Raw genomic sequence first — 21,752 nt, forward strand, 5'->3', positions numbered from 1 at the left:
AAGTTAACGGCCAGGATAGGGGATTGTACTAGATCCGTAACACAGCACGCTTTGCCTTAGCCGTGGGCTAGACATCTAAATATATCGGTAGAGAGATAGGTAGGCGACGCCTTAGGCTAGCTTAACCTCTAGCATCCCAAGAGCCGGGGCTGATGGAGCAGGTCAAGAGCATTGGCAGCGGGCAAAGGTTTGGCAAAGAAATAGCCCTGCCCATAGTTGCATCCCTCCTGACGGAGGATAGCTACCTGGGTAGCAGTTTCTACGCCCTCCGCTACAACTTCCATGCCCAGTTTCTGCCCCAGGGTCAATATAGTGTTGATAATCGCTCGGTCTTCGTTACTCTTCTCTAGGCGGCCCACAAAGGATTTGTCCACCTTGAGGGTGTCCATAGGAAATCGATGTAAATAGCTGAGAGAAGAGTAGCCCGTGCCAAAGTCATCGATAGCCAGCTTTAAATCCAGGGATTTCAGCTTCAGCATTAGGTCAATTGCGGCATCCACATCGCCCATCACCATACTTTCGGTAATTTCTAGACGCACGCAGCTGCCGTCGACCTGGGTTTCCCGCAGAGCAGCCTCAATCTGGCTAACCAGATCAGCTTGACCAAACTGCCGATTAGACAAATTTATGCTCATTGTCAGGTGGCGATAGTGGGGAAATAAAATGTGCCAATGGCGCAGCTGCCGACAGGCCTCTCGGAAAATCCACTGTCCCAGGGCCATAATCAATCCAGTTTCTTCCGCCGCTGGGATGAATGCGCTGGGCAGCACAAATCCTCGATCTTTTTGGTGCCACCGCACGAGAGCCTCAAAACCCGCCAGTTCTCCGGTTTCGAGATTAACGATAGGTTGGTAGTACAGTAAGAACTCCTGATTGTCGAGGGCGCTAATCAGGTCGCTTTCGAGCTGAAGGCGGTTGACAGCCTCCGTCAGCATGCCAGCCGCAAACACCTCAAAGCGTGACTTACCCAATGCCTTAGCCCGATACATGGCGGTGTGGGCATCGCGCAGTAGATCGGCCGGTTTATGATCTAGGCCAGGCTGGCTAATAGCCATCCCAATACTGAGCGTGCTGGGCAGTTTCTGTCCATGCAGGGTGAGAGGTTCTGAAAGGGCATACTGTAGCCGATCCATCAGCTCACCAGCGGCAGTGCTGGATAGGTGGGCAAGCAGCAGCGCAAATTCGTCGCCTCCCACCCGAGCCACCTTAGCTTCGGCTGGTATGTGCTGCACCAGCCGCTGGGCGATCAGGCATAGCACCTCATCTCCCACCTGATGCCCCAAACTTTCGTTGATGATCTTGAATCGATCAATCCCCATGAAAGCTACAATCACGGGCTGATCGGTGCTTTGGCGGTAGTGGAGAGCGTGCTGGATAGTGCCGATGAAAGCTTCGCGGTTGGGCAAGCCGGTGAGGGAGTCGTGGGTAGTGCGATACAGGAGCTTGTAGGCCAGGACTGCGGCTATGACGGCCACCATACCGATAGCAGGTTCTGCCAGGGGAAACCACACCAGTTCTTTGATGGCTAACCAGCCCCCTAGCCCTAGCCCTGCCATCAGCAAGCTGTTAGACAGCAGAAGACCACTGGGGCGCTTAACAACCCAGACAAGGGTACCTGCCGCCAGACACCACCCCCATAGCCATAGTCCCTCGGCCCAAGGGCTTAGAAACCTATACTGAGCCGATTGGCCTGTGACAATATCCAGCAATTGTCGAATCATTTGCCCATGGATGACCACGCCGGGCATAGTCAGCTCACTATCTTGATTGAAGCTGAAGGGCGTGTAAAAGCGATCCTTGAGGCTGGCGGCCGTGGTGCCAATCAGAACAATGTTGCCGCTGATCCAGCTAGGATCGAACTGATTGCTGAGCACCTGGCTAATAGATAGATGTCGAGCTGGCATTTGGTCGGTGTGATAGTGCAGCAAAATCTGATAGCCGCGACTGTCCACGTTCTGATAACCGCCGTCCTGGGAGGAGAGTATGCGAATGGCGCGATCGCCCAGAAACAAGTGATCTTCTTGGGCTTTTAAGGATTCGGGGGTATAGCCTTGGTAGGCCATAACGGTTCGCAGAGCGAAGGAATAGTAGCCGCCATCTGGGCTGCGCACATAGATTAAGTTGCGGCGAATTACCCCATCGGAGTCGGTGGGAAAATCGTTGAATCCGACCCGTTCTGGTCCAACGCCCGGAGGGGGAGGGACTTCGCCCTGTCCCTGGGTAGCCCCCACGTTCATAATGGCAATGAGGTTTGAAGCCGCCAGGGCCTTAGTTAAGTCATCAGACCCTGGCGGACGAGACGTACTGCGGTAGAGATCTAAGCCGACAACTTTAGGATTGTGGACCTGGAGGTTTTGAATAACCTGGGCTAGTAACTGGTCGCTAAGGGGCCAGCCATACTGGCGAATGTCGGCTTCAGTGATGCCCACAATAGTCATGCGAGGGTCGAGCGATCGCTCCCCAGGACCGGGCTTTGACCACCGCACTAGCTGATCAAATAAATACAGTTCCGCTGGTTCCAGAACGTTCAGCGCCTTGACTCCGGTGACCAGAACGCTTGCCAAAACACTGGCTAACAGCACTATTTTCCCCCCAGTGGGCAGGGGGGGGAGTCCCCACCAGTGGAGCACCTTGGGCACCACACTGTAGCGCAGCCGGTGGTTTATCCTAGTAATCGTCGCTTTCACAATTGCTGGGCCTTTGAAAGACAAGAAACTAAACGACGGAACATGTCTCAGGTAGCTCACCCAGGGTCCTATCCCTAGAGCATCGGCTAGGGCATAGGACTGTTGTTAAGCATGCCCAGGCGGGAAATGGTTTTGCCAGGGTGATAGCTTTCTTATTGACTCAAATTGATTCAAGTTGGCTCCACTGGGGCAGTGGCTGAGCTCTAAGTGAGTGGACCAATTCAAGTTCAGAGTGGGTTAGCGATAGCATAACCCCTGGGGACGTTGGGTTTCATGCCTCAACCCAGCCCGTATCGGTATGGCTGATAATGACGCGACTGTTGGCCGGTCGCGGTCTTAGCAGCCTTTGAAGACGATTGGTTCGAGCCATGGGGCTGTGTGGGTCTGAAACTTTGGAGCCTGAGCTGGATGTCGAAGCTGGCCTAGGATTGGGCTGTGCCTCAGAAGTCGGCTGGTTTTGTAGAGCCGTCATAGCCTCTGAAGCAGAGTGAAAACGGGCGTTTGAAGATGGCTCCAGCATCTTTTCGAGCCATTTAATCCAGTGGTTCGAAAGCTGAGGATGGCCTTTTAAGTTGAGTTTGGGTGTGCCAGTCAGGCAGGGCTCTGGGCTGTTGCCGGTAATCAAAAAAAGCAGCGTTGCGCCCAAGCCATACAAGTCTGAGTTCAGGCAAGCTTTGCCGTAAAGCTGCTCTAAGGGAGCGTAGCCGTAGGCTCCCACAAAGGTGCTGTCGATAGATTGAGCGGCAGACCGATTGGTATTGACAGAGCCAAAGTCAACCAGAAAAATTTTGCCGTTTCGCGATCGCAGTAGATTTTGCGGCTGAATGTCTCGGTGAATAATCGGAGGACTCTGCCGCTGTAGGTAGCTGATATCAAGTCCGCTTAATCGACCGCACTATGGCCTTAGAAGAAGCAAGGGTTAGTGGCCTACAATTCTTGGGTTCATTAGCCGGACTTGATATGAGAATGCTAAGCACCTGATGCGCAATATTCTTTAGCCCAGCTTCATCGGTGTGCCAGCCATGCTCAACTAGACTGGCCAGAGAGTCGCCCCTAATTAACCTGAGTTCGGGATAAGGAAAGGAGGGGCTCTGTAAGCTGATATCACGTAAATGATTCAGCAGGCCCCCCTATGGATAGTCTAGAAGAGCTGTTTTGCCACATTGATGATTTCTGCTGTCAGTTCGAGCCGAAATGGCACCAGATGCTGCTGGGTGAAGGCGTTCAACACCGTCAGCGCCAGCGATCGCTGAGCTTAAGCGAGGTGATGACAATCTTGGTGTGCTTCCACCAGCAGCACTATCGCAACTTCAAGGCGTTCTACAACAAGCATGTCTGCGTGCACTGGCGAGAGGCCTTTCCTGGCCTGGTCAGCTATCACCGCTTTGTGGAGTGGATGCCGTCGGCTCTGCTGCCCTTATGCGTGTACCTGAAGCACTGTTTTGGCGCTTGTAGCGGCATCAGCTTTATCGATAGCAGCAGCCTCAAGGTGTGCCACAACCGTCGGATTCGACGCCACAAGGTGTTTCGCGGCCTGGCGGCTCGGGGCAAAACCTCAGTTGACTGGTTCTTTGGCTTCAAGCTCCACCTGGTGGTTAATGACCAAGGGGAGTTGCTCAACATCCAAATCACGCCGGGCAATACCGACGACCGCAAGCCCGCCTGTGACTTGCTTCAAGGCCTCTATGGCAAGGTCTTTGCTGACCGGGGCTATGTCTCCAAAGCACTGGCAGAACGCCTCTTTGAGACCTGTGGCATCGAGTTCTTTGCCAAACCCAGGCGCAACATGACAAACCACTTGATGCGGCTCACCGACAAGTTACTGGCCCGCAAGCGCGCCATTGTCGAAACCGTCATTGACCAGCTCAAGAACATCTCCCAGATTGAGCATTCCAGGCATCGCAGCCCTACCAACTTCATGGTCAATGTCATCTGTGGCTTGATTGCCTACTGCCATCAGCCCAAGAAGCCTTCCCTCAATCTTGACTTCGCTCTTCCTCCATCGGCTTAACCCGAACTCAGGTTAATTAATTTTTGAACCAGGTAAAATGCGCGATCGCGGTGGGTATCGACATAAAAATTAGTCAAGATACCTGGGTATGGCCGGGTGGTCGAGCCCAGCCAGGACCTTGGCCTGCCGCTCCAGCAGTTCTAAGTCCTTCCAGTCAGCCAGATGCTTGAGGGAAATAGCTTTAATAGCGACGAACTTACCGTCAGCAAAATCTTCAGCAATGTAGGTGTTACTACAATTTGGCTCACATAAGGCAGCTGTAATTCTATAGCGTGCTTCAACAATGTCGCCTGGGATGTGTATACCCATACTGAGCCTGACAAAACGCGGTCTAAAGACGACCCTACAGCTCTTTTTCGTCTGCGCATTTATCTTTTTGAAAAGTTTATCATTGCCAAAAAAACAGGGACGATGCGGATTGCCCTCTCTAGATTTGGCATAGGCTAAACTGGGGAAAAAGGGCAGGCTTACATGCGCTCTAGCACCCGAATGCCGAGTAGCCCTAAGCCTAGTTTAAGGGTTTTAGCCGTCAGGTCGCAGAGCAGCAGGCGGGACGTGCGCTGGGGTTCTTCGGCCTGAAGGACGGAGCAGCGATCGTAGAACTGGTTGAACTTTTGGCTCAGCTCAAACAGGTATTGGCAGAGGCGGTTGGGGTAGAGCTCCTGCACCACCTCTCCCAGCACCTCGTCTAGCTGGAGCAGATGGCGGGCCAGGGCAAACTCGCTGTCGTCTTCGAGGTGAATGCGGGCCTCGGGGGGCAGGTGGTCGAGGTCTACTTCGCCCCTGCGGCTGATACCCTGCACCCGCACGTAGGCGTAGAGCATGTATGGGGCGGTGTTGCCCTGGAGGGCCAGCATTTTGTCGAAGCTAAAGATGTAGTTGCTGGTGCGGTTTTGGCTGAGATCGGCGTACTTAACAGCGCCAATGCCCACGGCTTCGGCCACGTTTTGAATAAATTCTTCGGTTTCCTGCCGCTCTTCGGCCTGAATGCGGGTTTCCAGGTCGGTGCGAGCGCGGCTGACCGCTTCATCCAGCAAATCCTTCAGCCGAATCGTCTCGCCGGAGCGGGTTTTGAATTTTTTGCCGTCTTCGCCCTGAACGACCCCAAACGGTACGTGGGTGAGTTCAACGCCAGCTGGAATCCAGCCCGCCTTGGCCGCTACCTGAAACACCTGGGCAAAGTGATTGCCCTGCCCGGCATCGACCACGTAGAGCACCCGCTCGGCCCCGTCCTGCTGGGTGCGGTAGCGGATAGCGGCCAGATCGGTGGTGGCGTAGTTGTAGCCGCCGTCGGTTTTTTGAATAATCAGCGGCAGAGGGTTGCCGTCTTTGTTGGTAAAACCATCCACAAAGACGACTTTAGCGCCCTGGTCTTCGACCAAAAGCCCCTGCCGCTCCAAATCCTTCACCACGTCGGCCAGCAGCGGGTTGTAGAAGGATTCGCCCCGCTCTTGAATTTGGATGTCGAGGCGATCGTAGATTTTTTGAAACTCCTGGCGAGATTGCTCGCACAGGGCTTGCCAGGCTTTGTGGGCGGTGGGTTCCCCCGACTGCAAGCTGACGACGGCCTCGCGGGAGCGGGTCTTAAAATCGTCGTCGGTATCAAAGCGCTTTTTGGCCTCTTTATAAAACGCTACCAGATCACCGATATCGACCTGGCCACCGACTTTTAGCGCTTCGGGACAGGCCTCCTTGAGGTGAGTAATCAGCATGCCAAACTGGGTGCCCCAGTCGCCCACGTGGTTGAGGCGCAGCACGTCGTGGCCCATAAACTCTTGCACGCGGGCAATGGAGTCGCCAATGATGGTCGATCGCAGGTGGCCCACATGCATCTCTTTGGCGATATTTGGGGCAGAGAAATCGACGATCACCTTTTGGGGCTGCTCTGCGGGGGCCACTCCCAGGCGCGGGTCGGCCTGCATCGCCCGGAGTTGATCTTCTAAGTATTGAGTTTTAAGGCGCAGATTGATAAAGCCAGGGCCAGCGACTTCGGGCGGATCGCACAGATCGCTAACGTCTAAGTGCTCGACGATTTGGACAGCGATGTCGCGGGGCTTTTGCTTCAGCGGTTTGGCTAGCGACATGGCTACATTGGCCTGATAGTCGCCAAACTTGGGATTAGTGGTGGGTACAAGCATGGGGTCGGTGCCAGCTAGGTCGTTGCCAAAGGCGGCCACGAGTGCCTGGTCAAACCGTGCGGTGAGTTGTGCGAGTGTAGACTTCATGGTGTGTTTACCGTAACCCCTCTGACTCTCGAATAGCTGCCAAAATTACCGAATTCTCTCCGCCGCCTATGACTAGTCCCCACCTGCCCCATCCGCTGCTCACGGCCAGTGCGATCGCCGCTCTGCCCGCAGATGTTTTTGTTCACCCCCTCAATCCTAGGGCAATCCGCCACGGCAAATCGCTGGGGGACGAGACCGGATTGCACCACCTGGGCATTCACCTGGTGCGGCTAGAGCCGGGCCACGACTCTACCCAGTACCACGTGCACCAGGCCGAGGAAGAGTTTATCTACATTATCTCAGGGCGGGGAATGGCGGAGCTGGGGGAAGAAACCGTGGAGGTTGGCCCCGGCGACTTTATGGGCTTTGTGCCTGGGGGGCTGGCCCACAACCTCAGCAACCCCTTCGCGGAAGACCTGGTGTATTTGATGGGGGGCATGCGGCTCGATTTCGACATCTGTGACTACCCCAAAGTCAACACCCGACTGTACCGCCGGGGGCTACAGCGGCAGTACGTGGATCTAGAGGAATGAGCAACGCCCCGTTCCATCGCTTTCTGGGGGTCGACCTGGGCTGGCAGAGCGGCCCCACCGGACTGTGCTGCCTGCATTTGGAGAATGAAATGCTCACTCTGGTAGCGCTAGATCGGCTCCAGGCCACAGGCGACATTCTAGCCTGGATAGGCCAGTGGGCCGAGGGGTCTGCCAGCGCGGTGGTTGCGGTAGACGCACCCACCCTGATTCCCAACGAAACGGGTATGCGTCTGCCCGATCGCCTCGCCCACAAGCACTTTGGCCGCTACGACGCGGGCTGCTACCCGGCCAATCGGGGCCGTCCCTTTGCCGAAAAGCTGATCGCCTTTGGTCTGGCGCTTGAATCCCTCGGATTTGCCCATGCGCCCCATAGCCCAGCCCGGCCCCAGGGGCGCTTTCAGCTTGAAGTGTTTCCCCATCCGGCCACGGTCCATCTGTTCGGCCTAACGCGCATTCTCAAGTACAAAAAAGGGACTCTGGCCCAGCGCCGCCCCGAACTCGACAAGCTGCGCCAGTACCAGCTCTCGGTGCTGCCCACCCTGGAGCCTGCTTTGATGCTGAGGGAATCCGATTTGCCCGAAATTCCCACCAGTGGAAAAGCTATGAAAGCCGTAGAAGACCAGCTCGATAGTCTCACCTGTGCCTATGCGGCGGCCCACTGGTGGACCTGGGGCCCAGAGCGAAACTGGGTGCTGGGCGACGTTGCCGAGGGCTACATTGTCGTGCCTGGTCCGCTCGGCTCTCCCCATGTCTAAACTATGGTGTGAGCATTTGCACGCTGTAGCTCCCAGCGATCGCGGCGTTGACATTACTGACCCAGCGCGATCGCCTCAACACATCCGTTTTCCGCTGCCCGTCTAGTAGTTCTAATGCCCACTTCTGTCGATATTGATAGCTTTTTGCAGGGCTCTGGCCCTATTCTCGACGTGCGCAGTCCGGGAGAGTACGGCCACGGGCACATTCCCGGTGCGGTGAGCCTGCCGCTTTTTACCGACGAAGAGCGATCGCGGGTGGGCATCTGCTACAAACAGGTGGGGCGCGAAGCCGCCGTAGAGCTGGGGTTTGACATCGCTGGCCCCAAGTGCGGTGAGTTTATTCGCGCGGCTAAGACCCTGGCCCCCAACCGTCACCTGCGGGTGCACTGCTGGCGCGGCGGCATGCGCAGCGGCGGCATGGGCTGGATTTTGGAGCTGGCCGGATTCACGGTACACACCCTGGAGGGCGGCTACAAGGCCTACCGCCGCTGGGTGCGCGAGACCCTGGCAACGCCTAAGCCAATTATGATTTTGGGCGGTATGACGGGCAGCGGTAAGACGCTGATTTTGCAGGAGCTGGCGGCCCTAGGCGAGCCGGTACTGGATCTTGAAGCCCTGGCCAACCACCGGGGCAGCAGCTTTGGGGCGCTGCTGCTGCCGCCCCAGCCTTCGACCGAGCACTATGAGAACCTGCTGGCGGAGAAGTGGGTGAATTTCTCGGGGCAACGCCCCATCTGGCTGGAGGCGGAAAGCCGCCGGGTGGGCACCTGCCGCATTCCCAACGAGCTGTTTTTGCAGATGGAGGCAGCCCCCGCTATCGAGGTGGTGCGATCGCTCGACGAGCGACTAGATCTGCTGGTGGCTATCTACGGAGAAGCCTCTGCGGAGGAGCTGGTGGCGGCGACCGAGCGAATTCGCAAGCGACTGGGGGGCGATCGCACGCAGGTGGCCGTCGCCCATATCCAGGCTGGCAACCTGCGCGCCGCCTGCGCGATTATTTTGGACTACTACGATCGCGCCTACCGCCACGATCTGGAGCGTCGTCGCCGGACTATTCCCCAGGTTGACATCTGTGGCCTATCCCCCGCCGCCAGCGCCCGGTGCCTGGTTAAACGTCAGCCTCAGCTAAGTGCTCAGCCTGCCCCCTCCACCCCGGCGGCCTGAATCTAGACCTGTCAAAAAAAAACGCCAGAACCACAGATTTAGCGGTGTTCTGACGTTTTTTGTGCCGTTCTGGTCCGGGTCTGAGCCAGGGCGGCTAGGCGTTGGGTTCAGCGGTGACGTTGGTGGCACCATCTACCGTCATCGCAATTTTCTTGGCCTGCTCCAGCACGCCAGCGGCATCGGGATTGTACTTCAGCACTACGGTAGAACCAGTTTGGGCGACCCACAGGCCAACGTTGTCAGAAATATTGGCTTCGTCGAAGGCCAGCGCGACCCGCTTGGCCAGACCGCTCTCATCGAACTGGCCGTCTAAACCGACCTTAGCGGGATCGATCTGAGCCGCAGAGGCCGCCTGCTTCACGTTGACTTTGGGAGCCGACTTTGCCTTGTCTTCTTCTTTTTTGCCAAATAGCTTGCCTAAAAAACCCATGACATATCTCCTAATAAATCCAACCAGCTTCTCCTGGGGCGGCCTGGCTTTGGTCAAGCCTCATCATGCTTGACGGGAAGCTCTAGCCACACCAGTTCGGAACTTATCAGGAAATGGTAAAGGATTGATAAAGAAACGCCAAAGCCCGATCGATGCAGTTGTCCCTCTGCGCCCCCAGCCTTTAGGGATATTTCGCTGGGCCATGGGGCAGAGGCTTTGGGCTAAGATAGATAGCTGGCAACGCATTTGCCCAGTTTTCACCGTTATTGCCCATAGGTCTGCCATGAGTAAGGGTACGCTGTTCGACAAAGTTTGGGATTTACACACCGTTGGCACCCTGCCCTCGGGGCAAACTCAGCTTTTTATTGGGCTGCACCTGGTGCATGAGGTCACCAGTCCCCAGGCCTTTGCCATGGTGCGCGAGCGACAGCTGACGGTGATGTATCCCCAGCGCACCGTGGCCACCGTTGACCACATCGTGCCCACCGAGAGCCAGGCCCGTCCCTTTGCCGACCCCCTGGCCGAGGCCATGATGCAGGCGCTGGAGCAAAACTGCCAGGAACACGGCATTCGCTTTTACAACATCGGCTCGGGCAGCCAGGGCATTGTCCACGTGATTGCCCCCGAACAGGGGCTGACCCAGCCGGGTATGACGATCGCCTGCGGCGACAGCCACACCTCTACCCACGGGGCCTTTGGCGCGATCGCCTTTGGCATTGGCACCAGCCAGGTGCGCGACGTACTGGCCTCCCAAACCCTGGCCCTGGGCAAGCTCAAGGTGCGCCGCATTGAGGTCAACGGCGAGCTGCCGCCCGGCGTTTATGCCAAGGACGTGGTGCTGCACATCATTCGCAATCTGGGGGTCAAGGGCGGCGTGGGCTATGCCTACGAATTTGCTGGCACCGCCGTAGAGGCGATGTCGATGGAAGAGCGCATGACCCTCTGCAATATGGCGATCGAGGGGGGAGCCCGCTGCGGCTACGTCAACCCCGACCAGATTACCTACGACTACCTCCAGGGGCGCGACTTTGCCCCCAAAGGTGCCGCCTGGGACGAGGCCGTGACCTGGTGGCAAACCCTGAGCAGCGAAACTGACGCCGAATACGACGACGTGGTGGTATTTAGCGCTGCCGATATTGGTCCCACTGTGACCTGGGGCATTACCCCAGGCCAGGGCATTGCCATTCATGAAACTTTGCCCCAGCCCGACAGCCTTCCAGATGAAGAGCAGGTGCTGGCCCAAGACGCATTTGCCTACATGGATCTCGCCCCTGGCCAAAGCTTGAAGGGCACCGCCATTGATGTGTGCTTTATTGGCAGCTGTACCAACGGACGCATCAGCGACTTGCGAGAGGCCGCCAGGGTTGTGCAGGGTCACACGGTGGCTGAGGGGGTAAAAGCTTTTGTCGTGCCCGGCTCTGAGCGCGTCAAGCAGCAGGCCGAGGCGGAGGGGCTAGACCGGGTATTCACCCAGGCGGGCTTTGAGTGGCGCGAAGCGGGCTGCTCCATGTGCCTGGCCATGAACCCCGACAAGCTCCAGGGGCGGCAAATGAGCGCATCCTCCTCCAACCGCAACTTCAAGGGACGGCAGGGGTCTGCCTCGGGTCGAACCCTGCTGATGAGTCCAGCCATGGTGGCGGCAGCGGCCCTGGCCGGACAGGTTACCGATGTGCGCGACTATCTCTGATCTCCCGGGTAAATGCCCCCCGGCAGCTGGCCCCCTGGGTGCCTGAGCCCTGGCTGCCAGGATCTTAGGCTCTGCGGCAAACGTATTGCAGACAGCCAAACGGGCAGAAATTGGTGCGGCAGATCACAAACGTTAACGAACTATTTCCCTGGGCTTAACCTGTTCTGGGGAGTTTCTTAAGTTAAGCCGCTGAAGATGGGGCTGGGTAGACTGCTGCCGCCGATTGACCATTCTCAGCAACGGCATGGCTTCGGCCTTCAACCCCGCGATCGCTCTGGAGTGCGGCAGCTCCCTTGTGGGCTAGAAGCGGCGGGCTGGCGGTTTACCCCGGCGAACTCTAGGTACCCCAGTGTCTGTAACCGCAACTTCCGCTGCCCGCGATGCTGCCATCGACCCTCGCAATCACCAGACCTTTATTCAGCTGTTGGAGCAGCTGTACCGAGAGCGCGCGCTGGTGCCCTACGGGGCAGGACGGCCAATTCCCCTGCGAACCGAAGAGGTGCTGGTAATTTGTCGGGGCATTGTGCAGCTCTTCACCATTCAGCAAGACGGTAGCGAAACCCTGCTGGGTCTGGCCGGCCCCTCTATGCCCGTTGGTTTACCCCTCACCACCGTCGATCCCTACTGGGCCAACGCCCTTACCGATGTGGATGTGCTGTCGCTGCCCATGACCGAAATTGAAGGGTCGTCGGTGCTGATGGCGGGCATGTTTCGCAATATTACCCTGCGCATGCAGCAGGCCGAGGCCTGGCTGGCGCTTTCGGGGAAGCGCCTGGTCGCCGATCGCCTCAAGCACTTTTTGCTCATGCTGGCCAAGGATTTTGGCCATGTGGAACCCAGCGGCATTCGCATTCCCATGCGGCTGACCCACCACCAGCTGGCCACCGCCATCGGCACCACTCGGGTCACCGTCACTCGCCTGTTGAAGGATTTTAAAACCGAGGGCTGGCTTACCATCGACCAGCGCCATGTGGTGCTTCAGCTCGATCCCAGGTTTCCTGCTAACCAGCTCTTAAATCCCATGGCCCAGCGCTAGGCGACGGTTCTGCGGACCCTGGTCATTCCTCAACCCTGAGGCTCTGAGGGGCCTGAATTCCGGATCTTTCGCCAGAATCACAGCGGCCAACCTGACACTCAGCCCCTACGATTGGCGGCGCGATCGCGGCTCGCTGCCAGGGCGATCGCAGCCGCGTAAATGCGGTGCTCCTGTCCCTGAATACGGGCCTGGAGGTCGGCGGCGGAGTCGGCTTGGTCCACCGGCACCACCGCCTGCATGACGATCGGGCCACTGTCGACGGCCAGCTCTACCTGATGCACCGTGCAGCCCGCCACTTTCACTCCCGCCGCCAGGGCCTGCTCAACGGCCCGCAGCCCCGGAAAACTGGGCAGCAGGCTGGGGTGAATATTCAGCACTCGCCCCGCAAACCCATCGATTAGCACCGCCGTCACGCAGCGCATCCACCCCGCCATAATCACCCAGTCGGTCCCGTGGGCGTGGAGGGTTTGCACAATGTCGTGGTCGAGGGCTTCGCGGCTGGCATATTGGCGGTGGTTGAGCAGTACCGCTGGCAGCCCCAGTCGGGCCGATCGCTCGACCACCCCAGCCCCAGGATTGTTGTACACCACCACCTGAATCTGGGCGTGCAGATCGCCGCGCTGAATGGCCTGGGCGATCGCCTCCAGGTTGCTGCCGTTGCCCGAGGCTAAAACACCCAACCCTAGCGGCTGCTCAAACCGGGGCCAAACCGCAGGCAGCGGCGGCGAAACAAGGGCAGAGACAGTCTCCAGCATGGCGGCGGAAAAATTGACATTGGGGTCTATCATATGACAACACAAAACGCCGCTGGCTCAGGGGCATAAGGAGTGCACTTGGTGAAACGGGGCATAGGACTAGGACTGATGTTTTTCTGCGGGCTGGCGATCGCGGCGGCGGTCTCGGTGGGGTGCGGCAGTCCGGTGAGCGCCTATGCCTGGCCGCCCGCAAGCCTCTACGCCCAGGCCGATAAGACCGTTTCAGATGGTAGCCCTGCCCCCAATGCCGCCGTAGATATTGCCCCGCCCGAAGCGGGCGGCCCCAAGCCCTTTGACGATGTCGTCAAAGGGCTAACCGTATCCCAAGGGCTGTTTACGGTCTACCACGATCTTCAGCGCAATCGGGCGCTGCTGGGGCTAAAGCCCGATCAGCTCAACCAAAACCTGTTGTTTATTGCCACGCTGGAGTCAGGATTGGGAGAACTAGGCCTGTTTCGCGGCTGGCCCGTCAACGATCTGATGATTCAGCTGCGCCAGATTCCCGACAACCGCATCCAGGTCGCGGTACCCAACCTGTACGTTCGCAATCCCCAGCCCCAGGCCCAGCAGCTGCTGAGAGAATCCTTCAGTGACTCGATTTTGGCCACCCTGCCCATCCAAGCCATCCACGCCGACACCGGAGAGATTCTGCTCGATCTAAAGGATTTTTTGATCAGCCGTGACCCGATCGATCTGTCAAGTCAGTTCCCCTCGGCGCTGGGCGGCTACGCCGTCAACGCCGACGCCTCGTACCTGGGGCCAGTTAAAACTTTTCCTGAGAATGTCGAACTCGAAGCGGTGCTGGGGTTCTCGGGCGGGGCCAGCCCAGACTCCCCCTTTTTCTTTGGGCTGGGGAGCATTCCCGACAGCCGAGGGTTTAATCTGCGGGTCCGCTACAGCCTCTCGGCCATTCCCAATCACCCCACCTTTCAGCCCCGCCAGGCCGACGAGCGGGTGGGGTATTTCCTCACCGCCTACCGATCGCCGGGCCGCCCCGGCCTTTCAGACCCCTTCGTGCGCAACATTCACCGCTGGCACTTAGAAAAGCAAGACCCCACCGCCGCCCTGTCCCCGCCCAAAGCGCCGCTGGTTTTCTGGATTGAGAACACCACCCCGCCGGAATACCGAGCCGCCATTGCCGAAGGCATCGAGTGGTGGAATGCCGCCTTTGAGCGGGCGGGCTTCACCCAGGCGATCGAGGCTCGCCAAATGCCTGCCAACGCCGATTGGGACCCCGCCGACGTTCGCTATAACGTCATTCGCTGGTCAGACTCGCTGTACCCCTGGGCCAGCGGGCTGGGACCGTCACGGGTCAATCCGCTCACGGGCGAAATTCTCGATGCCGATGTCATTCTCGATGCCAGCGTGGTGGGCGATCTGACCCTGGAGTACGACACTCTGGTAGCGGGGGCAGCGCCAGGGGCACGCGACCTATCCCCTTGTGGCCATCCCCTGAGCGATCGCCTGCTGGCGCGCCTTGCCGCTAGCCCCAGCCCAACCCAGCCAGCCAGCGCCCCCCCACGACCCGATGCACCCAGGCTAGATGTAGGGGACTACTGTGCAGGCCTGCGGGGGACTCAAACCATGGCCTTTGGGTCCCTAGCGATTGCCACCCTGGCCCCGCCTTTCTCGAGCCGTGAGGCCAAAGCGGCCTATATTCAGCAATACCTGAAGGTGCTGACGGCCCACGAGGTGGGCCATGTTCTGGGCTTACGGCACAATTTTCTGGGCAGCACCCTGCTGTCGCCCTCAGAGCTAGCCGATCCGGCGGCGATTCAGGCCCAGGGTATGACCAGCTCTGTCATGGATTACCTCCCCCCCAACCTGGCTCCCCCCGACCAGACCCAGGGCGACTATTTCCCCACCCAGCTGGGTCCCTACGATCTGTGGGCGATTGAGTACGGCTATCGTCCGGTCAGCAACCGAGTCACGGCCCAGCGCGAGCTTCAGCCCATTGCCGATCGCGCTCGGGTCCCCGAGCTGGCCTATGCCCCCGACGAAGATGTCTTTGCCCTGCTCGATCCCAAGGCCAACGCCTGGGATATGAGCAGCGATCCCCTGGGCTATGCCGAGGGCCAAATGGCGATCGCCAAGACGATTTGGGACCGCCTTGACTGGTTTTCGGTCAACCCTGGCGAGGGCTACGGTCAGCTGCGGCAGCGGGTCAACCTGGTCTTTTTCCACTACGACATGCAGGCAACGATTATCTCTAACTACATCGGTGGTCAGAGGTTTATCCGCACCGACCCCTGGAGTTCTGGCGGGCAAGCCCCCTTTGAACCCATCGCGGCGGCGGAGCAGCGGCGTGCCCTGGCTGTACTCAACCAGCGAGTGTTCGCCCCCGACGCCATCACCCTATCCCCAGATCTAGTCAACCGTCTGGCCCCCAATCGCTGGATGGACTGGGGGCAGGATCCCTTTGTCGATCGCATCGACTACCCCATTTACGATCGCCTCTTGTTTACCCAGGCTTTCACCGTCAGCAACCTGCTCGAAGGCGATCGCCTGCTGCGGCTGCGCGACAGCGAATTCAAACAGCCCAGCGCTGAGGCCTTTACCCTGACGGAGCTGTTTGACACCCTGGGGCAATCGATCTGGTCTGAGGTGCTCACCCCACCCGCCAGGGCAACGGCTATTTCCAGCCTGCGCCAGGGGCTTCAGCGACACCACCTCAACACCCTGACCAGCCTGGTACTGCGCAACCACGGCTCTGGCGAAGGCGTTACCGATCTGCTGGGGTATGTGGCCCAGGAGTTTACCTCCGGCGCCCCCGAGGAAGCCCGGGTGCTGGCCCGCTACCAGCTCAAGCAGCTCCAGGGCGCGATCGCCCAGCACCTCAGCCGTCAGGGGAAACAGCTGGACACAGCTACCGTTGCCTATCTACAGGATGCGGGCGATCGCATCGCCAAGGTGCTCGATGCTCCCCTGCGAGGGCAGTAAACCTAGCTAGGAACTCTATAAAGATTCAATGATTTTCCCCAAAGCGCAGCAAAATACCCAGGCCCCTGAGGTGGTATTGTGGATCGGGTCAATATAGGATTGGTCCCACTGGCCGCGATTTGCTCTAAAATTGCAGCGCTAATGCTGAACAGCCCCTGGCCTGCTCAGTATTAGCCAAACCCTTCAGGCCAACGGAAACCGTTGCCAGGGTTGCCATCTACTGCTTCAGGATTTTTACGACCTGGGCATACTGAATTCATTAGTATTTTGGTCGTTCCGCGGGTTATCCATGCTGAGTGCGTTAGTCGCTTTCACCCTTTCTCCCCTGTTTGCCCAACTGCCCCAGGGAGCCACCGCTCCCACCGCCGAAACTAAAACAGTGGTAATTCCCCACAGTGGCGACTACTCCGAGGTAATCCGCTATCAGGAAGTGCGCCCCCTCCCCGGTGGCCTAGACGACATCCCTGTTTTCAACAGCAACAGTCCCGAGGTTGTGCAGCAAAACGGCATTTTGCTCTCCACGTTTCCCAAAGACGGCATGGCTTTTCCCGATGCCCACCTCGACTATGCCTTCAACGGTCGCTTCGACATTTTCTCTCACCATATTGCTCGGGGCGTAAGCCCCGACGACCGCCGCACTCTGTTTCTGGGAGTCGTAGCCTACAACCCTGGCACTGAGCCCGTCGACATTACCATTCACCAGGGGGTCAGCTACCTGAGCCAGGAAGCCCCCTTTGTCAACCTGCCCGACGTGCGCTTAACCAGCAACGGCAGTGTCTATGCCGGCCCCGGCAGCCGCACCACCACCGATATTTTGCGGGGAGCCAATCAATCGCACTGGCCCGATCACATCACAATTCCGCCGGGGCATGTACAGCTGCTGATGAATGCGCCCATTCCCCTGCGCCAGCTAACGGTGCCCGTCGACGGTAGCTATCCCCAGGGAAGCACTATCCCTAAACCACCGGTACGCCCCGTCACCCTCACCGCCGCCGATGCCCAAATCAACCCAGAAACCGGCGAAAGCGAGTCTGACAGCCCGCCGCGACCCCTCGCCCCCCGCCCCATTCCCAGCAATGGTCGCACGACCATGATGTACCTCTCGAGTACTGGCCCTGTACATGTGGCCAGCCTGGCCCGCTATGCCGACGTCCTGCCCAACGGCAACGAGCGCGTTCCCACCCTGCAAGACTGGCTAGAGGTGCTCAAGCAGGGCAACCTAGCCGGTCCCCGCGATATTCCTCCTACGAACCCAGAAACTTACCGCTTTGGGCGGTTTTACTATGGTCGGGTGGCTGGGGTAGCCAAGGGCTCGAGCTGGAAAGCCACGGTCACCGATTCTCCCGATGCCGACGTTCTGACTATTCCGGCGCCGGGCAATGCGTTCTCCTACGTGATCAGTTCCGTAGACCGCAACACCTTTGGCACGGGGCAAATTCAAAGTGCGCCCATGGTCGCTCGCTACCCCGACACCGCCTACCGTGCCCACGGCAACTACGGCGTGTACTACAGCCTCAAGCTCCCGTTTTACAACAATCGGGGAACGGAGCAGACCATTACCCTCAAGTTTCAAACGCCTATTCGCGACGAAGATCTTGTCCAGGGACTGCGGTTCCGGCGTCCCCCTGAGGACCGCATTTTCTTTAGGGGAACCGTACGCCTAAAGTTTAAGAACCAGCTGGGGGTAGAGCGCACCCACTATGTCCATCTGGTTCAGCGCCGAGGGCAGGAAGCCGAAGCCCTGCTAAAGCTCAGCATTCCCGCCGAGGCCCGCCAGGATCTCGAAGTCGATCTGGTCTATCCCCCTGACTCTACACCGCCCCAGGTGCTGACCATACTCAACGGCGGCAGCCCCGAGGTGTTTGAGGCTGAAAGCAGGGAAACTCCCACCAGGGAAACGCCCCCCGTGGAAACCCCCTCTGTCCCCACTCTCAGCCGCGATCTCTAGAATCTTTCGCCTGCCCTGACCAGGGAGTGAGACTTTCACCCCAGCGTAAGACGCCCGCATCAGTTTGGTGAAAGGCCCTCAATCAAGGGCCTTCCAAAGCTGATCTGGGACTGTGCGGGGCTTGCGAGAAATCAGGTTGGGTTTGAAGACGGCCGGATCGGAGGTGAGGTCAACGGTTACAAAGCCCGCCGCGATTAGGTCATCTAGCAGAGCCTGCACGAGGGTAGGCTCGGTGCCCAGGTGGACGGCAATCTCGGCGATCGATGCGCCGCGCTGGCGCACCAGCCAGTTTACCAAAGTGCGTTCTGGATCGGCCAGCAGCAGCAGGTCGGTCATCGTTTTTGGTCCGGCACCAGCGGACTGCTGCTGCCGGGGGGCGGGGGGGTCCCCGTGGGCGGGGTGACTCATTGCGCTACTCCGCAGCGAGCAGCTGGCGGGCCACCGTATGCACCTCTTGACTGAAGGCATGGTCGGGGTGGTGAAGCCAAAAAATACCGCCGCTGGCCAGCTGTAGCATTTCGTCGTTTTCGTAGAACAGTCCGCCTACGGGCACTCCATACTGGCTCTGCACCTTATCGATGAGAGTTTCGCGGGGATAGATATCGGGGGCTTTATTGACCAGTAGGGTAATGTCGGGCACATCGAGCTTTTGGGCCACTTCCAGGGTAACGGCGGTGCCTAAAAAGTCCTGGCGATCGGGGCGCAGGATAATCACCATGCGATCGGAGATGGCGATGGAAAGCAGGGTTTCCTCGTTCAGGCCAGGGTGGGTGTCGATAAATAGGTAGTCAAGGTCGAGCTGATCGATCAGATCGTGGAAACCGTCGTTGAGTAGACCTACGTCGTAGCCCTCCCGCAAAATTTTGGCAATTTCACCGGCTTTGAGGCTAGAGGGCACTAAGTATACGGTGCCGCTGATGTTGGCGGGGGTGCCGCTGCCAGTAATCACTTGGGCCGTAACGTCGTAGGCGGCATCCTTAGCGCTGCACTTGTCCCACAGGTAGTCGTTGAGGGAATGGGTAAAGTCTTCTTCGTCGAGGCCAAACAGCACGTGAATGCCGGGGGATTGAATATCGGTATCTACGATGGCGACCCGTTTTCCCTGGCTAGCTACCGCCGTGGCAATGTTAGCGGTTAGGTTCGATTTACCAGTGCCGCCGCGAAAGGAGTGAATCGAAATAACTTGCGCCATGGGAATCTCACCTCTATCGGTAAACAATGAAGTTCTACGTTAGACTGCCCATTTTAGAGCCGATAGAACTAGGTACAGTATGGGAATAATAGCCGCGAAACTAACGGGCTACACAAAATTACCTATGGAAAAACTCACCTATGCTCCAGGCGATGTCATCTATCGAGAAGGGGACGAAAGTCAGCAGGTCTATTTGATTAAGTCAGGCCGCATTGATCTGGTAGACACGTATCCGGAAACGGGCCAAGTGGTGGCAAAATCCTTGGGCCCCGGCCGAGTTTTTGGGGAGGTAGAGCTGATCGATCGCCGCTCGCGATCGTCCACGGCCCAGGTTGCTGAAGCAGCCAAGATTGTAAGTTTTTCCCATGACGAAATTATCGACATGGTGTTCGAAAATCCTGAGAAAAGCCTGATTTTAGCGCGCGATGTGTTCGATCGCCTGCGTCAGCTTTACAGCGCCGACAGCCTGGATAGCGAGTTGACCAAGCTGCGCGAAGAAATGCATGAGACGATCAAGTCAGCGGTAATTAGCCACGAGTCCAGAGTGGTGAAGAGCCACAATGGCATGGCTGCGATCGCGATTCCAGTCGTTTTGCTCATCGCCATTGTGGTTGGCATGCAGGTGTACTTACACTAAGCGACACCCCTGCCCGGTGTAAAATTGGCCTTAAATGGGCATTAAGCTCAAAGAGCTGCAAGGTGGTTTCACTTTGCAGCTCTTGTGACTTAATTGTCTTAATAGCGCTATGAACTAAAAACCTGCTGCCGAAACGTACCTTAATATTTCCAGGCAAGGTAAATAACGGAAGCAAAGGCAACTAGAGTGGCTATGCCAATGTAGACCATTTTAAATTCGTGGCCTTCGATGGCATGTTCTATTTCGTCGTTTAGGTGCTGACGAAACTGCTGAATTTTCTCGCCAGACTGGGGATCGTTTAAGGATTTGTAGGCGCGTTTCACCATTGTCTGTGTTCTCCAATACGCTCCAATAGCGTACCCATAAATTCGTGCGAATCACGGCATCTGGCCTGATAGTCATCGCTTTCCAGGGGGAATGTTAGGGGCAACTTTTGATTGCTCTGATCGATTTGTCCGTAGCCCTACCTAACTTTTGGGAAGCATGACCCTCAAAGCTATTACCGCCAAGACCAATACCTACAGTTTGGCCGTCGCTGCCCTGCTGCTGCTGTTGGGGGGATGGGGGGTATACGCCCTGCGATCGCACCTCACCCAGGCCGCGCCCTCTCCCCCTGTCGCCGCCCCTGCCCCGGTGCCCACCGTTGCCGCTTTAGGCCGAATTGAACCCACCTCATCGGTAATTAAGCTGTCGGTAGCCAATGCCCAGGACAGCCGGGTAAACCAGCTTTTGGTGCAGGAGGGCGATCGCGTCGAGGCCAACCAAGTCATTGCCACTCTCCAGGGGATCGAAAAGCTCCAGGCCGAAGTAGCCGAGGCCGAGCAAAATGTGGCCCTACAGCAAGCCATGGTGGTTCAGGCCCAAACCGCCGCCGCCACCCCCGGCCAAAAAAGCGCCCAGCAGGCTACAATCCGTCAGCTCCAGGCCGAACTGCGCACCACCGAGCAGCAGAATCAGGCGGCGATCGACAGTGCCGCTGCCACCCTGCGTGCCGCCCAGGCCGACTACGATCGCTACCGCCAGCTTTACGACCGAGGTGCTGTCAGCGCCACCGACCTAGACAGCCGCCAGAAAACCCTGGATACCGCCCGCGCCAGCCTGAAGGATGCGGAGGCACAGCTAACCGGCAGCCGCCAAAACCTGACCGCTCAGATTCAGTCGGCTACCGCTAGCCTTGCCCAGCTGGACGAAGTTCGCCCGGTCGATGTCACCGTTGCCCAGGCCGAAGTGGCCTACGCCCAAAGCCAGGTCGATCGGGCCATGGCCGATCTGGAAGATTTTTACGTGCGGGTGCCGGTGGCCGGGCAGATCTTGCGGGTCAACACGCGGGTGGGTGAGCGGGTCAACCCTGACCAGGGCATTGTCGATCTGGGTCAGACTGACCAGATGGTGGTCATTGCCGAGGTCTATGAGACCGATGTGCCCCAGCTGGCCGTTGGGCAGAGGGCCGAGATTACCAGCGAAAATGGTGGCTTTACCAACATCCTAAAGGGTGAAGTCGAATCCATTGGGCTACAAATTCGCAAGACCGATGTGCTCAACTCTGACCCGGCGGCAGACAGCAACGCCCGAGTCGTGGAGGTGAAAATCAAGCTCGATCCGGCGGACAGCGCCCAGGTGGCAGGGCTGACCTATATGCAGGTGCGGGTGAAGATTCGCGTCGATTCGGCCCGGTGATCAACGCCCCTGCCATCGCTGGCCCTCCTTTTGGCCCCCTGTTTAGGGGAAGAGAGGTCTGGAGGAACAGGGCTA

The 21,752-nt window shown here is 58.2% G+C and carries 18 protein-coding genes; 10 read left to right on the forward strand and 8 right to left on the reverse strand.

Going from position 1 to position 21,752, the window contains the following annotated elements; all coding sequences use genetic code 11:
* Nucleotides 1-128: 128 nt before the first annotated feature.
* Both LEPTO7104_RS34885 and LEPTO7104_RS43715 read right to left on the reverse strand, forming a co-directional pair.
* Nucleotides 129-2,564: an EAL domain-containing protein gene (locus LEPTO7104_RS34885; protein ID WP_155523734.1), complete on the reverse strand. Its 2,436-nt coding sequence runs from the start codon at nucleotides 2,562-2,564 to the stop codon at nucleotides 129-131.
* A gap of 394 nt (nucleotides 2,565-2,958) precedes the next feature.
* The gene (locus LEPTO7104_RS43715; protein ID WP_083887113.1) at nucleotides 2,959-3,558 is read right to left on the reverse strand and encodes a protein kinase domain-containing protein; all 600 of its coding nucleotides are present in this window, start codon (nucleotides 3,556-3,558) and stop codon (nucleotides 2,959-2,961) included.
* Nucleotides 3,559-3,819: 261 nt separating this feature from the next.
* Between LEPTO7104_RS43715 and LEPTO7104_RS0122190 the strand changes: the two genes are divergently transcribed.
* Nucleotides 3,820-4,698, forward strand: coding sequence for an IS982 family transposase (locus LEPTO7104_RS0122190; protein WP_017296738.1), 879 nt, complete (start codon nucleotides 3,820-3,822; stop codon nucleotides 4,696-4,698).
* 467 nt (nucleotides 4,699-5,165) lie between these two features.
* Here the strand turns inward: LEPTO7104_RS0122190 and argS are convergent, their stop codons facing one another.
* The gene (gene argS, locus LEPTO7104_RS0122200) at nucleotides 5,166-6,923 is read right to left on the reverse strand and encodes an arginine--tRNA ligase (RefSeq protein WP_026072974.1); all 1,758 of its coding nucleotides are present in this window, start codon (nucleotides 6,921-6,923) and stop codon (nucleotides 5,166-5,168) included.
* A 68-nt stretch (nucleotides 6,924-6,991) separates the two neighbouring features.
* Here argS and LEPTO7104_RS0122205 point away from each other — a divergent pair, with 68 nt between their 5' ends.
* The 3 genes from LEPTO7104_RS0122205 to mnmH all read left to right on the forward strand — a co-directional run bounded on the left by LEPTO7104_RS0122205 (nucleotide 6,992) and on the right by mnmH (nucleotide 9,375).
* Nucleotides 6,992-7,456: a cupin domain-containing protein gene (locus tag LEPTO7104_RS0122205; RefSeq protein WP_017300792.1), complete on the forward strand. Its 465-nt coding sequence runs from the start codon at nucleotides 6,992-6,994 to the stop codon at nucleotides 7,454-7,456.
* Nucleotides 7,453-8,211, forward strand: coding sequence for a DUF429 domain-containing protein (locus tag LEPTO7104_RS0122210; protein ID WP_017300793.1), 759 nt, complete (start codon nucleotides 7,453-7,455; stop codon nucleotides 8,209-8,211). The genes LEPTO7104_RS0122205 and LEPTO7104_RS0122210 overlap by 4 nt, the downstream gene beginning before the upstream one ends.
* A gap of 114 nt (nucleotides 8,212-8,325) precedes the next feature.
* Entirely contained in the window at nucleotides 8,326-9,375 is a 1,050-nt protein-coding gene (gene mnmH, locus LEPTO7104_RS0122215) for a tRNA 2-selenouridine(34) synthase MnmH (RefSeq protein WP_017300794.1), read from the forward strand.
* A 94-nt stretch (nucleotides 9,376-9,469) separates the two neighbouring features.
* Here mnmH and LEPTO7104_RS0122220 read toward each other — a convergent pair whose 3' ends face one another.
* A complete protein-coding gene (locus tag LEPTO7104_RS0122220) occupies nucleotides 9,470-9,805 on the reverse strand; it encodes a hypothetical protein (protein WP_017300795.1) in 336 nt (111 codons plus the stop codon).
* A gap of 283 nt (nucleotides 9,806-10,088) precedes the next feature.
* Here LEPTO7104_RS0122220 and leuC point away from each other — a divergent pair, with 283 nt between their 5' ends.
* Both leuC and LEPTO7104_RS0122230 read left to right on the forward strand, forming a co-directional pair.
* Nucleotides 10,089-11,492 carry a 3-isopropylmalate dehydratase large subunit gene (gene leuC, locus LEPTO7104_RS0122225; RefSeq protein WP_017300796.1) on the forward strand — a complete coding sequence of 468 codons (1,404 nt, stop codon included), beginning with the start codon at nucleotides 10,089-10,091 and terminating at the stop codon, nucleotides 11,490-11,492.
* 349 nt (nucleotides 11,493-11,841) lie between these two features.
* The gene (locus tag LEPTO7104_RS0122230) at nucleotides 11,842-12,528 is read left to right on the forward strand and encodes a helix-turn-helix domain-containing protein (RefSeq protein ID WP_017300797.1); all 687 of its coding nucleotides are present in this window, start codon (nucleotides 11,842-11,844) and stop codon (nucleotides 12,526-12,528) included.
* A 98-nt stretch (nucleotides 12,529-12,626) separates the two neighbouring features.
* Here LEPTO7104_RS0122230 and purN read toward each other — a convergent pair whose 3' ends face one another.
* Entirely contained in the window at nucleotides 12,627-13,316 is a 690-nt protein-coding gene (purN, locus tag LEPTO7104_RS0122235; protein ID WP_017300798.1) for a phosphoribosylglycinamide formyltransferase, read from the reverse strand.
* Nucleotides 13,317-13,391: 75 nt separating this feature from the next.
* On the opposite strand from purN, the gene LEPTO7104_RS0122240 reads away from it, so the two are divergent.
* Both LEPTO7104_RS0122240 and LEPTO7104_RS37240 read left to right on the forward strand, forming a co-directional pair.
* Nucleotides 13,392-16,223, forward strand: coding sequence for a zinc-dependent metalloprotease (locus tag LEPTO7104_RS0122240; RefSeq protein ID WP_017300799.1), 2,832 nt, complete (start codon nucleotides 13,392-13,394; stop codon nucleotides 16,221-16,223).
* Between the two features lie 289 nt (nucleotides 16,224-16,512).
* The gene (locus LEPTO7104_RS37240; protein WP_017300800.1) at nucleotides 16,513-18,171 is read left to right on the forward strand and encodes a DUF3370 domain-containing protein; all 1,659 of its coding nucleotides are present in this window, start codon (nucleotides 16,513-16,515) and stop codon (nucleotides 18,169-18,171) included.
* A 78-nt stretch (nucleotides 18,172-18,249) separates the two neighbouring features.
* On the opposite strand, the gene LEPTO7104_RS0122250 is transcribed toward LEPTO7104_RS37240, so the two are convergent.
* Nucleotides 18,250-18,579 carry a MarR family transcriptional regulator gene (locus LEPTO7104_RS0122250; protein ID WP_017300801.1) on the reverse strand — a complete coding sequence of 110 codons (330 nt, stop codon included), beginning with the start codon at nucleotides 18,577-18,579 and terminating at the stop codon, nucleotides 18,250-18,252.
* A 4-nt stretch (nucleotides 18,580-18,583) separates the two neighbouring features.
* Entirely contained in the window at nucleotides 18,584-19,363 is a 780-nt protein-coding gene (locus LEPTO7104_RS0122255) for a MinD/ParA family ATP-binding protein (RefSeq protein WP_017300802.1), read from the reverse strand.
* Between the two features lie 124 nt (nucleotides 19,364-19,487).
* Here LEPTO7104_RS0122255 and LEPTO7104_RS0122260 point away from each other — a divergent pair, with 124 nt between their 5' ends.
* Complete coding sequence (locus LEPTO7104_RS0122260; protein WP_017300803.1) at nucleotides 19,488-20,000, forward strand: Crp/Fnr family transcriptional regulator; 513 nt, start codon at nucleotides 19,488-19,490, stop codon at nucleotides 19,998-20,000.
* Between the two features lie 140 nt (nucleotides 20,001-20,140).
* Here the strand turns inward: LEPTO7104_RS0122260 and LEPTO7104_RS0122265 are convergent, their stop codons facing one another.
* Nucleotides 20,141-20,326, reverse strand: a complete 186-nt coding sequence (locus tag LEPTO7104_RS0122265; RefSeq protein WP_017300804.1) for a hypothetical protein — start codon at nucleotides 20,324-20,326, stop codon at nucleotides 20,141-20,143.
* Nucleotides 20,327-20,483: 157 nt separating this feature from the next.
* On the opposite strand from LEPTO7104_RS0122265, the gene LEPTO7104_RS0122270 reads away from it, so the two are divergent.
* Complete coding sequence (locus tag LEPTO7104_RS0122270; protein WP_017300805.1) at nucleotides 20,484-21,677, forward strand: HlyD family efflux transporter periplasmic adaptor subunit; 1,194 nt, start codon at nucleotides 20,484-20,486, stop codon at nucleotides 21,675-21,677.
* Nucleotides 21,678-21,752 lie beyond the last annotated feature (75 nt).

The sequence above is a fragment of the Nodosilinea nodulosa PCC 7104 genome (genome assembly GCF_000309385.1).
In the GTDB taxonomy this organism is placed as follows: Bacteria; Cyanobacteriota; Cyanobacteriia; order Phormidesmidales; family Phormidesmidaceae; genus Nodosilinea; species Nodosilinea nodulosa.